An 11,912-nucleotide genomic window follows, 5' to 3' on the forward strand; every position below is an offset into this window, starting at 1 on the left:
TGACTATCGTTACTTAACTTTCCTTTATTTCGTTCCATCTAAACATATAAATCAGAAAAAGCGTAAAGCTTCGAGTTAAATCGAGGCTTTACGCTTTTTTTTTATTAGTTAGAGCAGATGCCCAATGAGTATTCCGATCCCTAATAGTAAGCCGAATAAAGTGTTCGTAACTGCAGTGTTTTTCATCGCAGGCATCACATGTATTGGGATGTGATTTTTTCGGAACACAGTAATCGCTCCAATCGGCTTTTTGATACTAAGAAATACAAGCAGTGCCCATGGAGTAAGATGACCGAAGAGAATCATTGCAATAATCCAGCCATAGGAAATAATGAAAAATAGCATTAGGATTGTAATTGCGTTGTAGCGGCCCACAAGAATAGCGAGTGTTTTTCGTCCGCCTTCCTTATCGCCTTCTAAATCACGTATATTATTTGCTAGCATAATACCTGCGACTAGCAACATACTTGGGATAGATAGCAGAACCGCTTCTGTCGTTACTGTTTCTGTCTGGATATAAAACGAAATAAGGATAAGTAACATTCCCATGACAACACCGGAAAACAGTTCTCCAAATGGCGTGTAGGCGATAGGATACGGTCCTCCAGTATAAAAGTAGCCTACCATCATTGACAGGATCCCGACGACTGCGAGCATCCATGAGGTTTCCATACATATATAGATACCAATAAGGACGGAAATCCCGTAAAGCATAAAGGCAAGATTCAACACGGTTTTTGGTTTTACACCATTACGGACGATTGTACCGCCGATACCAATGGACTGTTCTGTATCAAGTCCTCTTTTAAAATCATAATATTCATTGAACATATTCGTTGCCATTTGGATGAAAACACTCGCGACGAGCATGGCGATGAATAAAGGAAAATGTAATTTTCCGTAAGTTAGTGCAATCATGGTACCGAGAAATACAGGTGCAAAGGCTGCCGTTAGTGTATGTGGACGTGTAAGCTGCCACCAAATACGCCAGCCTTTATCCGCTTTTATTGTCTGTTGCAATTTGGCTCTCTCCCTATCCTTTTAATGACCCTATCTATTGTACTCCAAAATGGGTGGAGTGAACATATGGACTGCTTATTATGTGCTGAAACGACATTGATTCGGTATGATAGACTATAGGTATTGTTTTAAATCAGTCGAATGAATGTACGGAGGGAAAATAATGAATCGGAAGTTGACCGCTACCCGTGAATCTCAATTAAATGTTAGGCAGAATGAGCTGCGTTTTTTTACAGAAACTGTCGATGCGGGGAGAATCTCACCACTTGCGTTTTTTGAAGCAGGGGATTCGTGTTACAAAGATGAACGTTTCTATTGGCAAAATGCAGATAAAACTTTAACGCTTGTTGGTATTGGACATGCTACGGTATTAACAAGTGATGGAACGAATGATCGTTTCACACATATTTCAACAAGTTGGAAAAAATTATGTAGTGCGCTTATTAAAGAAGAAAATGATCGGGAACCTGTTCTTTTTGGAGGTTTCTCGTTTGATCCGAAAAGTGTTAAGCAATCAGAGTGGGATGCATTTCCATCGGCCCATTTCGTTGTACCTTCTTTCCAGTTGTCGATTACGAATGGTAAGACAGAAATTTCCATTAACCTCGTAACAAAAAGCAACGATGGGGCAGAACAGTTTGAGAAGTTAAGGGATGAAAGAGACCGTCTAATTCATATCGCGCAAGTCGAGGAATCCGCTCTGCTTACAAAACCGGAAGTTGTGTCAATAGAGGAACTTTCGAAAGAACATTATCTGGAAACCGTTGCAGATGTCACAAAGAAAATTAACAATGGTGAAGCTGAAAAAGTAGTAATTGCACGTTCGGTTAAACTAAACTTTGCAGATGACGTGCCGGCTGTCACTGCACTTCATCATATATCAAATGAACAGCAGGAAAGTTATCACTTTGGATTGCAAAAAGACGGCCAATTATTTTTTGGTGCTACACCTGAACGTTTAATTGAAATATCAAATGGCCGTGCGTATTCGGCATGTGTTGCGGGTTCCATTAAACGAGGCAAGTCGGCAACTGAAGACCGCGAACTTGGCGATGAACTTCTTGAAGATAGAAAAAATCGAGAAGAGCATCAATATGTCGTTAATATGATTTCACAAGTGTTTAAGACATTTTGCACAGACATCAAAATTTCGAAAGTACCGAAACTGATGAAAGTCCGTGATATTCAGCATTTGTTTACGCCAGTTGAAGGAAAAGTTGAACAAGGAACTGATATTTTTAGTTTGGTTCAAGCACTTCACCCGACACCGGCGCTAGGCGGTGTCCCAACTGATATAGCGATGGAAATGATTCGTTCTGAGGAAAACTTGGATCGGGGTTATTATGCTGGACCAATTGGTTGGACAGATACTGCTGGAAATGGTGAATTCGCTGTGGCAATCCGTTCCGCACTTCTTGACGGCAATAGTGCGTACTTATACGCAGGTGGAGGAATTGTGGCAGACTCTGAACCAGATAAAGAATACGATGAAACATGGGTGAAATTCAGACCGGTTATGCGGGCGCTTGGAGGAAAACTGAATGGATAACCGTACAGTTTTGACTGATTATGTTCGTAGAATGACTGCTGCTTTGATGATGGCTGATGTGAAAACGGTAGTTATTAGTCCAGGCTCTCGTTCGACACCACTGGCTTACGCTTTCGCTTCAACAAAAGGCCTTGATGTCTATATGCAAGTCGATGAACGATCGGCTGCCTACTTTGCATTAGGTTTGGCGAAGGCATCCGGTAATCCTGTCGTCCTTCTCTGTACGTCAGGTACTGCAGCATCGAATTATCATCCTGCTATAACAGAAGCGTATTATGCGCGTATTCCTCTTATTGTTATCACGGCTGACCGTCCGCATGAATTAAGGGAAGTCGGTGCGCCACAGGCAATCGATCAAATTCGAATGTATGGTAAGCATGTGAAATATAGTGTAGATTTCCCACTTGCTGAAAACAATCCGGATATCGAAGACTTTATTGATCGCCATATTAGCCGTGCACTGTCAGTTGCGACTACAGCTCCACGCGGACCCGTTCACTTAAATGTGCCGTTCCGGGAACCACTTCTGATCGATTTTAATCGGGAAACGCCGAAAATGACTTTCAAAAAACGATTTAAAAGTGTAGACAGTTTGGATGCATCTACTGCCCAACAAATTTCACAGTTGCTTGCAACGTCGGAAAAAGGCTTCATCATTGCTGGTGAAATGCCGATAGGGTTCGATAAAGCAGCATTTTGGAACTTTGCCAAAGCACTGGAATGGCCAGTATTATGCGATCCGCTATCAAATCTTCGCACGGAAGTACCTGAACAATGCATAGCGCTCTGTATTGATCATTATGATGCGCTATTAAAAAGTGATGCATTCAAAGAGAAAGTCGTACCTGATACTGTCATTCGTTTTGGTGCACAGCCAGTAGCGAAGCCGCTTTCGCTTTACTTGAAAAAAGTAAGACCAGCTACAGTTATAGCGGTGGATGAATCGCCGGAATTTAGGGATTCGCTCGGTGTCGTTACGCATCATATCCAGACTTCATCCGAAACAGTCATGAAAATTATTGTGGATAAACCGAAGACATCTTATACAGAGTGGTGGACGATGGCGAATGAGGCGGCATCAGCGATTACAAATAAGTATGAGGGTGTTGCTGGCGATGAAGGGATATTTGCAAAAACATTATTTGAGCACCTTCCCACAGAGAGCGACCTCGTAAGTGGCAGCAGCATGCCAATCCGTGATGTAGACACGTTCTTCAGGAAGACGGATAAGGATATTACAATTTTTGCGAATCGCGGGACGAATGGTATCGATGGTGTTGTATCGACAGCATTCGGTATCCAGGCGGCAAGAAAGCGTCCAACATGGCTGTTAATTGGCGATTTATCGTTCTTGCATGATGTCAACGGATTAATTGTTACTCGTTTCCACGAGGCAGATTTAACCATTGTCATTATTAATAACGATGGGGGTGGAATATTCTCGTACCTTCCGCAAGCTGATGCAGGTAATCATTTCGAAGAGCTGTTTGGCACACCAACAGGCTTAACATTCGGCCACATTGCTGCGATGTATGATGCGCAGTATGCGGCAATCCACACGCCAGAAGAGTTCGGAATGGAGCTCGATAAAGCGAAGGAAAAACCAGTGCGTATTATCGAAGTGTTCACGAATCGTCAAGCGAATGTGAAAGCGCACCGAGACCTATGGAAGCAAATCACGGACAGGCTTGATCGTAATGAATGAAAAGACTATTCGTATACGTGAAATTAATATGCATGTGGAAATCCAAGGTGGAGAAAATCTACCTGTCATCGTATTTCTACATGGTTTTACGGGGAGCACCACATCATGGCGTGAAATTACAAAGTTGCTAAAAGGTAACTACCAGACAATAGCTGTCGATTTGACGGGACACGGCAAATCGACTATTCCGGAAGACATTGGCCGCTACTCTATGGATCAGCAAGTAGAGGACCTTGAGGAACTGTTTACTGAGCTTTCTCTTGATCAATTCATCTTAGTTGGCTATTCAATGGGGGGACGTATTGCACTGGCTTATACGGTGCGACATCCAATGCGGGTCTCGTCATTGATTCTCGAGAGTTCTTCTCCAGGATTGAAGACGGAAGTGGAAAGAGAAGAACGACAAGCAGCTGACAGGCGGCTGGCAGACAGAATCACAAGGGACGGATTGCCGGCATTCATCGATTTCTGGGGAAATATTCCCTTGTTCGCGTCTCAGAAGACTTTGTCGGAAGAAAAGCAGCTGGCAGTGAGGAATGAACGGCTTAGTCAGAGTGAAATAGGCCTTGCGAACAGCTTACGTGGTATTGGAACAGGTAGCCAAGCTTCTTATTGGGAGAGCCTAGGAACAGTCAATCTTCCGGTTTTGCTCATAACGGGAAAACTCGACACGAAGTTCGTAAATATTTCCCGGGAAATGCAGTGGGATTTCCCTAATGTCCGCCACGAAACGATAGAACATGCTGGACATGCAATTCATGTGGAAAAACCGGCTACATTTGCTACAATGATAGAGGAGCATATTTCAGAGTTGAAAAATCGAGGAGGATCACTATGACACGTCAATGGGAAACGATACGTACATACGAAGACATCAAATACGAACAGTATGGCGGGATTGCAAAAGTAACAATCAACCGTCCGGAAGTGCGCAATGCATTCCGTCCTAAAACGGTATCGGAGTTAATCGACGCATTTTCACGCGCACGGGACGACCAAAGCATTGGAGTCATCGTCTTAACAGGCGAAGGCGAGAAAGCATTCTGTTCAGGCGGAGACCAATCCGTACGAGGGCATGGCGGTTATGTAGGAGACGACGAAATTCCACGTCTCAACGTCTTGGACTTACAGCGTCTAATCCGTGTTATTCCAAAACCGGTTGTGGCAATGGTTGCAGGATATGCAATCGGCGGCGGACATGTTCTTCATGTCGTTTGTGATTTGACGATTGCAGCAGAAAATGCAGTTTTCGGACAAACAGGACCTAAAGTTGGTTCATTCGACGCAGGTTACGGTTCGGGCTACTTGGCACGAATCATTGGCCATAAAAAAGCGCGCGAAATCTGGTTCCTTTGCCGTCAATACAACGCACAGGAAGCACTCGACATGGGTCTAGTCAATACAGTAGTTCCTTATGAACAACTGGAAGACGAGACGGTCCAATGGTGTGAAGAGATGCTTGGCATGAGCCCTACGGCACTTCGTTTCGTGAAAGCGGCAATGAATGCGGATACGGACGGACTTGCTGGTCTTCAACAATTGGCTGGCGACGCAACACTTCTTTATTACACAACAGACGAAGCGAAAGAAGGCCGCGATGCATTCAAAGAAAAACGCAAACCGGACTTCGGACAATTCCCACGTTTTCCTTGATTAAAGAAAAGCGTAAGGCGCCGTTTAGCCCCGACAAGCGCTGGAAGGCTTGAAGATAAAGGCGTACTTTGCCTTTTCAGCAAGACTGAAGCGACTCAAGGGGCTGGCGCCTGAAGCCTAGACAGTAATCAAACTGGATAAAAACTAAGAAAGCTGCCTCTAATCGGGCAGCTTTTTCTGAATGGATGGTGATGGCATGATTCCAAATTGGTTAATGCAACGGGCTTATTTAACGCCTGATAAAATAGCTTTATCGTTCGAAGAGGAAAAGTGGACATTCGCACAGTTAAAAGATGATGCTGTGGTTCTTGCACGAAAATTGAGGGCTAACAGTTTAAATGAAGGGGAACGGATCGCCTTGCTTGGGTCCTCCAATTCTGAAATGGTAGTCATCATTCATGCATGTATGCTGGCCGGCCTTGAGATTGTTATGCTAAACAGTCGGTTGTCGAAAAAAGAAATCGCATATCAATTGGATGATTCAGGCGCCAATACGGTAATTGTGTCGAATGAACTGAGTAGTGTTGTTGCCGATACGCCGGTACGTCAGCTACTATTTTCTACGATCAAAGAAAGTGCGGAACAGGCTTTTGTCATCCAGGAAAGTTGGCAATCAGACAGAACCATTACGATTATGTATACATCGGGCACGACAGGATTTCCGAAGGGGGTCCGTCAGACTGCAGGTAATCACGTCTCGAGTGCACTGTCGTCTGTTCTAAATTTAGGGCTTGATGAAGACGATGTCTGGCTCTGTGCGATGCCTTTATTTCATATTAGCGGGTTCTCGATTCTCGTTCGTTCTGTTCTATACGGAAATGAGGTTCAGTTGCATGAGAAGTTTGATGCGGTCAAGTCTGCGAAAGCGGTAAGGGATGGGTCCGTCACACGGATGTCTGTTGTATCTCTTACATTGGATAAAGTTCTGCGTGAACTGGAAAAGGATAATAGTGTCGCACATTCATCATTTAAATCAATGCTGGCAGGTGGTGGCCCCGTTCCAATCGATTATTTGAAGCGGGCAAAAGTACTTGAAGTTCCTGTTCTCCAAACGTACGGCATGACAGAAACTAGTTCGCAAACAGCGACCTTAGCAGCAAGTGATGCAATGAGGAAAATGGGTTCAGCAGGCAAACCATTGTTTTTCAATCAAATCAAAATCAAAGATACAGAAACGCCAGGTGAAAAAGGTGAAGTATTTATACGCGGTTCACATGTGACACCTGGATATATTGGTCGTTTTTCCGAAGTGGATCCATTGGAAAATGGCTGGCTTCCAACAGGTGATATCGGTTATCTTGATTCGGAAGGTTATTTGTATATCGTCGATAGAAGATCCGACTTAATCATTTCAGGAGGAGAAAATATTTACCCTGCTGAAATTGAAAATGTACTGATAGCGCATCCGAATATTCGAGAGGTAGGCGTTTGCGGGAAAGAACATTCCGAGTGGGGAAGTGTCCCAGTTGCGTTTGTCGTAGTGTCAGGAAATGTGAAAGAAGCTGATTTGATAGCGTATTGTGAAGAGCGATTGGCGCGTTACAAAGTACCGAAATCATTCCGCTTCGTAGATGAACTGCCGCGTAACGGGTCAAATAAGTTATTGCGTCGCAAATTGAAAGAGTCAGTGGATTTGGAGTAAGGTTGAAGTCGAAATTAAAGTCAAACTGTCACGGCAACTCCTCAAACTGTAAGGGCAATTGCTTGAACTGTCCTGGCAACAGATTAAACTGTGAGGGCAACTTTGGACTGTCACGGCAAGTCATCAATCTGTAAGGGCAATTGCTTGAACTGTCCTTGCAACAGATTAAACTGTGAGGGCAACTCTGGACTGTCATGGCAAGTCATCAATCTGTAAGGGCAATTGCGCTAACTGTCATGTCAAATGATTAAACTGTAAGGGCAACTCCAAACTGTCACAGCAAAAACAAAAAGGCTGTTCCATATACCAGATTAAATCTGGTATACGGGACAACCTTTCTTCATTTACTTTCCACTTAACGCTTTCTTCAGCGTTTCAATGTTTTGTTCCATCAAAGAAAAATAGTCTTCGTTGTTTTTTACATCATCCACTGTCAATACGCCAAGATTGTGGAGCATGAGTGATTCAGCACCAATTTCTTTCCGCACGACATTAGTTAGTTTAGATGATACATTCTGTTCAAAAAGTACATAGTGGATGTTGTGATTTTTTGCCTCTTTGACAATTTGTGCTAATTGCTTTTGTGACGGCTCGCTTTGTGAGTTCAGTCCCGCAATCGCGACTTGTTCCAGTCCATATGAATCGGCTAGATAACCAAATGATGCATGTGAAACAAAGAACGTTTTGGAAGGGACAGCGGAAGCCATCTCTTTGAATTTGCTATCGAGTTCGACAAGTTCTACTTTCAGTTGTTCAAAGTTCTTCTCGAATTCGTCTTTCATTTCAGGTTTTGATTCAATCAATGCATCTTTGATAGAAGTTGCAAGTTCGACACTAAGCAGTGGTGAGATCCATACATGGGGATCAATTCCCCCATGATCATGACCTTCGTGTCCATGTTCATCATGTTCAGCATCTTCGTCGTGACCTTCATCACTATGACCTTCGTCTAGCATCTCATCAGGAATTGCCTCTGCTGTTGCAACCATTTTTACATGTTCGTTTTTCATGGTTTTTTCTGCATTTTCCACAAAACCTTCAAGGCCGAGTCCTATATAGAAAAACAAATCCGAGTCCGCGAGTCCCATCATATCTTTTTGTGTAGGATCAAAAGTATGTTCATCCGCGCCAGCAGGATAGATGGATTTCACATCGACGTAATCGCCGCCGATTCGTTCTGTAAAGTATTGAAGCGGGTATACTGTTGTATAAATAGACAATTTCTCTGTCCCAGTTTCCGAGTTTTCTGTGGATTTAGCGCCACAAGCACTAAGTAGCATAATTGTTAGTAATGACATGATGAAAAAAAGTTTCTTATTCATTAGATATATCCTCCGTATTATTAATAGTAATCATTCCGATTTGTGTAACTGACTTTTTTATCATACAAGAGTGTTTCTAATTTGGCAACTAAATAAGCGAATTTCTTTTAATCGAAAAAAACGGCTCGACAATTATGTCAAACCGTTCTATCTAAAAAGATCACTTTTTATGCATATCATTGTCTGGTACAGGATCAAATCCACCCTCGTGGAACGGATGGCATTTTGAAATTCGACGTACCGCAAGCCATGAACCCTTTAGTGCTCCATGCTTTTCGACTGCCTCAATCCCATAGTGAGAACAAGTGGGATAGAAACGGCATGAAGGTGGTGTAAGGGGTGAAATTACTTTTTGATATAGTTTAATAAAGCCAATTAAAATCTTTTTCATTTAAAAAACTCCTTATTAATGCCTCGATGTTTATTGTAGATGCTTCGGTGGTAAATTAACAGAGAGATGAATTATATTTAACAATAAGGGGAGAGATTTATATGTCGAAAGAACTTATTAATGAATTGAATGTCCAAGTTTCTACATGGTCGGTTATGTATGCGAAGCTCCATAACTATCACTGGTATGTTAAAGGTCATCATTTCTTCACGTTACATGTAAAGTTTGAAGAACTTTATAATGAAGCGACGTTACATATGGATGAAATCGCAGAACGTATTTTGACACTTGGCGGAGATCCTGTAGCAACGCTGAAAGAACATCTTGAACAATCTGTTGTGAAAGAAGCAACGGGAGATGAAAAAGAAGACAGCATGGTGAAAACTGTCGTAAATGATTTCGGTGAAATTATGAAATCGTTGAAAAAAGGCATGCAGCTGGCTGCGAAAGATGGCGACGATATGACGGAAGATTTGTTGAACGCGACATATCAAAGTATCGAAAAACATCAATGGATGCTGAATGCATTCCTGGGTGAAGATAATAAGTAATCATTTTTCATTAAAAATACTAGAAAAATGCCGATAATAAGCTTGTGGAAGGAGTGATGGCAAATGGATATGAGCTCCATCATGGCAAGTCAATTGAGAAGTTTGCAATCGACTGTTCAGTTGAGTGTGTTAAATAATGCACTTGCAATGAATACTGCAGCGGCAACAGATATGTTGAAAAGTTTATCTAATCAGTCTGTTGCAGCCCATCCTCATAAGGGAGCTTCGGTTGACGTACAAGCGTAAATTGCGGTAAAGCATGTATCTCCAGTAAAAGGGGATGCATGCTTTTTTCATACTAAGCCATGCTAAAAAGAAAAAAGGATGGTGTAGCATGGAGAAATACAAAATGTACGTTTCTGTCGTAAATCAGCAAGTATACCATTACCCAGATGATTCACCGTGGGAATATGAGGTTAATGTAGAAAGTCAGTATGTTCCTGTTTTTCATCGGTTATTTAGTCAGATAGATGAACTCGAATTCCGAAACTTCCTTAGGTCACATTTACCGTTTTTGCCCTATCATTATGGTCGGAACAATTTCAACGTCGATCAACGTACGATGAAGATCTATGCGCTCATTCATGAATTTACAGATGATAAGTCGAAGCGATTTATCGAAAAGCTTCCGTATTTTCGTTGAAAGGATTGCTGTCCTTCGCTACACTGGTTGAAAGGACGTGAGTGCAATGCTTATTTTCAATGATGTTAATGGTGGTCGTGTTGAGCTGACTTTCGGAGAAAACCAATTTGGAATGCCAGCTCGGCATGTCCTTGTTATCCTCAAGCATAATGGTAAATGGTTACTGACTCGGCATTTAGTTCGAGGCGTTGAGTTTCCAGGTGGTAAAGCAGAGCATGGAGAAACGATCGAGGAGGCAGTTATACGCGAAACGATTGAAGAAACAGGTGTGAAAATTACGGATCTTGTGCAATTTGCAGAGTATGTCGTTCGAAGTAATAGTACATTTTGCAAAGCTGTATTCACAGGGAAAGTTGCGGAAATCGATGAGCATCCAGCCCTTTACGAAACAGAAGGAGCTATGTGGATGACTAATGAAGAGCTTGACCAGTGTGAAGAATTGAGTTTCCTTATGAAAAACACAGGCATGGAAACATTAAGAAAGTGGGTGGAAGAGCATGAGTCATGATGGTACGATTATTCATAGAAGGCCCTATCCGTCTCCAAATCCACATGTTTCGCTTGAAGAAATTACATATTTTTCAGATGGGTTAAAAGTGAAGGGACTCATGGCAGAACCAATTACAGAAGGGAACTACGAAGGCATCATCTATTTGCGAGGGGGCATGCAGCATATCGGTATGGTTCGTCCTGCCCGAATTGCACAGTTTGCTTCGCAAGGATTTGTTGTCTTCGCTCCTTATTATCGGGGGAACCGTGGAGGCGAGGGACGGGATGAGTTTGCTGGGGCCGATCGTCAGGATGCGGTGAATGCCGTTGATGTGCTGAAGCAAAATCCGAAGACAAACGTGGAAAAAATTCACTTGTTTGCATTTTCACGGGGCGGTATAATGGCTCTTTGGACAGCAATTTTACGTGAAGATATTACGTCGGTAGTTACATGGTCTGGCGTATCCGATATCGTATTTACATATAAAGAACGGAAAGATATGCGGCGGATGATGAAAAGAGTTATCGGCGGGACACCGAATAACATGCCGGATGAATACAGAAACCGTACGGCGCTGTTCCGCGTGGATGAAATTGATGCTCCCGTACTCATCATTCATGGCATGATCGACGAGAACGTGTCATTTCAACAAGCAGTTTTGCTGGAAAACGCACTGCGTGAACATAAAAAAGTATATGAGACATGGTATTTCCCTGAGTATACACACTTCATACCGCCCGTCATGAATGCACAACTTGTTCGCGATTTATGTGGTTGGATGAGAAGACAAGGGGAGTGAATGGTGTTTTGAATAAAATGAAGTTGCAATTAGAAGTACGGGTTTGCAATTAAAACGCCAAATTTGCAATTAGACGAAATAAGTTGCAGTTACCACTCCATTTTTACAATTACAAATCCAATGTACAAAAAAACAGTGTAGCACATA

The 11,912-nt window shown here is 42.6% G+C and carries 13 protein-coding genes; 10 read left to right on the top strand and 3 right to left on the bottom strand.

The window, feature by feature from the left end:
- Positions 1-108 precede the first annotated feature (108 nt).
- Positions 109-1,020, bottom strand: a complete 912-nt coding sequence (locus tag AZE41_RS05360; protein ID WP_067206480.1) for a 1,4-dihydroxy-2-naphthoate polyprenyltransferase — start codon at positions 1,018-1,020, stop codon at positions 109-111.
- A 163-nt stretch (positions 1,021-1,183) separates the two neighbouring features.
- Here AZE41_RS05360 and AZE41_RS05365 point away from each other — a divergent pair, with 163 nt between their 5' ends.
- From AZE41_RS05365 to AZE41_RS05385, 5 genes are all read left to right on the top strand, one after another.
- The gene (locus AZE41_RS05365; protein WP_067206483.1) at positions 1,184-2,569 is read left to right on the top strand and encodes an isochorismate synthase; all 1,386 of its coding nucleotides are present in this window, start codon (positions 1,184-1,186) and stop codon (positions 2,567-2,569) included.
- On the top strand, positions 2,562-4,274 hold the full coding sequence (menD, locus tag AZE41_RS05370) for a 2-succinyl-5-enolpyruvyl-6-hydroxy-3-cyclohexene-1-carboxylic-acid synthase (RefSeq protein ID WP_067206486.1): 1,713 nt from the start codon (positions 2,562-2,564) through the stop codon (positions 4,272-4,274). The genes AZE41_RS05365 and menD overlap by 8 nt, the downstream gene beginning before the upstream one ends.
- Positions 4,267-5,112, top strand: coding sequence for a 2-succinyl-6-hydroxy-2,4-cyclohexadiene-1-carboxylate synthase (gene menH / locus AZE41_RS05375; RefSeq protein ID WP_067206488.1), 846 nt, complete (start codon positions 4,267-4,269; stop codon positions 5,110-5,112). The genes menD and menH overlap by 8 nt, the downstream gene beginning before the upstream one ends.
- Positions 5,109-5,927 carry a 1,4-dihydroxy-2-naphthoyl-CoA synthase gene (menB, locus tag AZE41_RS05380; protein ID WP_067206491.1) on the top strand — a complete coding sequence of 273 codons (819 nt, stop codon included), beginning with the start codon at positions 5,109-5,111 and terminating at the stop codon, positions 5,925-5,927. The genes menH and menB overlap by 4 nt, the downstream gene beginning before the upstream one ends.
- Before the next feature lie 196 nt (positions 5,928-6,123).
- Entirely contained in the window at positions 6,124-7,569 is a 1,446-nt protein-coding gene (locus tag AZE41_RS05385) for an o-succinylbenzoate--CoA ligase (protein WP_067206494.1), read from the top strand.
- Positions 7,570-7,913: 344 nt separating this feature from the next.
- On the opposite strand, the gene AZE41_RS05390 is transcribed toward AZE41_RS05385, so the two are convergent.
- Positions 7,914-8,891: a metal ABC transporter solute-binding protein, Zn/Mn family gene (locus AZE41_RS05390; RefSeq protein ID WP_067206496.1), complete on the bottom strand. Its 978-nt coding sequence runs from the start codon at positions 8,889-8,891 to the stop codon at positions 7,914-7,916.
- Between the two features lie 160 nt (positions 8,892-9,051).
- The gene (gene yidD / locus AZE41_RS05395; RefSeq protein ID WP_067206498.1) at positions 9,052-9,282 is read right to left on the bottom strand and encodes a membrane protein insertion efficiency factor YidD; all 231 of its coding nucleotides are present in this window, start codon (positions 9,280-9,282) and stop codon (positions 9,052-9,054) included.
- 101 nt (positions 9,283-9,383) lie between these two features.
- Here yidD and AZE41_RS05400 point away from each other — a divergent pair, with 101 nt between their 5' ends.
- From AZE41_RS05400 to AZE41_RS05420, 5 genes are all read left to right on the top strand, one after another.
- Positions 9,384-9,833, top strand: a complete 450-nt coding sequence (locus tag AZE41_RS05400; RefSeq protein WP_067206501.1) for a Dps family protein — start codon at positions 9,384-9,386, stop codon at positions 9,831-9,833.
- A gap of 63 nt (positions 9,834-9,896) precedes the next feature.
- Positions 9,897-10,079, top strand: coding sequence for a putative motility protein (locus AZE41_RS05405; RefSeq protein ID WP_067206503.1), 183 nt, complete (start codon positions 9,897-9,899; stop codon positions 10,077-10,079).
- A gap of 88 nt (positions 10,080-10,167) precedes the next feature.
- Entirely contained in the window at positions 10,168-10,476 is a 309-nt protein-coding gene (locus tag AZE41_RS05410; RefSeq protein WP_231885774.1) for a transposase, read from the top strand.
- A gap of 46 nt (positions 10,477-10,522) precedes the next feature.
- Entirely contained in the window at positions 10,523-10,984 is a 462-nt protein-coding gene (locus tag AZE41_RS05415; RefSeq protein ID WP_067206508.1) for an NUDIX domain-containing protein, read from the top strand.
- On the top strand, positions 10,974-11,765 hold the full coding sequence (locus AZE41_RS05420; RefSeq protein WP_067206511.1) for an alpha/beta hydrolase family protein: 792 nt from the start codon (positions 10,974-10,976) through the stop codon (positions 11,763-11,765). The genes AZE41_RS05415 and AZE41_RS05420 overlap by 11 nt, the downstream gene beginning before the upstream one ends.
- Positions 11,766-11,912 lie beyond the last annotated feature (147 nt).

The organism is Sporosarcina psychrophila, assembly GCF_001590685.1.
Taxonomy (GTDB): domain Bacteria; phylum Bacillota; class Bacilli; order Bacillales_A; family Planococcaceae; genus Sporosarcina; species Sporosarcina psychrophila.

Excerpts from the sequence above, each read along its gene's own strand:
- AZE41_RS05400 (WP_067206501.1), top strand. The coding sequence starts at position 9,384 with ATGTCGAAAGAACTTATTAATGAATTGAATGTCCAAGTTTCTACATGG.
- menB (WP_067206491.1), top strand. The coding sequence starts at position 5,109 with ATGACACGTCAATGGGAAACGATACGTACATACGAAGACATCAAATAC.
- yidD (WP_067206498.1), bottom strand. The coding sequence starts at position 9,282 with ATGAAAAAGATTTTAATTGGCTTTATTAAACTATATCAAAAAGTAATT.
- menH (WP_067206488.1), top strand. The coding sequence starts at position 4,267 with ATGAATGAAAAGACTATTCGTATACGTGAAATTAATATGCATGTGGAA.
- AZE41_RS05415 (WP_067206508.1), top strand. The coding sequence starts at position 10,523 with ATGCTTATTTTCAATGATGTTAATGGTGGTCGTGTTGAGCTGACTTTC.
- AZE41_RS05365 (WP_067206483.1), top strand. The coding sequence starts at position 1,184 with ATGAATCGGAAGTTGACCGCTACCCGTGAATCTCAATTAAATGTTAGG.
- AZE41_RS05420 (WP_067206511.1), top strand. The coding sequence starts at position 10,974 with ATGAGTCATGATGGTACGATTATTCATAGAAGGCCCTATCCGTCTCCA.
- menD (WP_067206486.1), top strand. The coding sequence starts at position 2,562 with ATGGATAACCGTACAGTTTTGACTGATTATGTTCGTAGAATGACTGCT.
- AZE41_RS05390 (WP_067206496.1), bottom strand. The coding sequence starts at position 8,891 with ATGAATAAGAAACTTTTTTTCATCATGTCATTACTAACAATTATGCTA.
- AZE41_RS05410 (WP_231885774.1), top strand. The coding sequence starts at position 10,168 with ATGGAGAAATACAAAATGTACGTTTCTGTCGTAAATCAGCAAGTATAC.
- AZE41_RS05405 (WP_067206503.1), top strand. The coding sequence starts at position 9,897 with ATGGATATGAGCTCCATCATGGCAAGTCAATTGAGAAGTTTGCAATCG.
- AZE41_RS05385 (WP_067206494.1), top strand. The coding sequence starts at position 6,124 with ATGATTCCAAATTGGTTAATGCAACGGGCTTATTTAACGCCTGATAAA.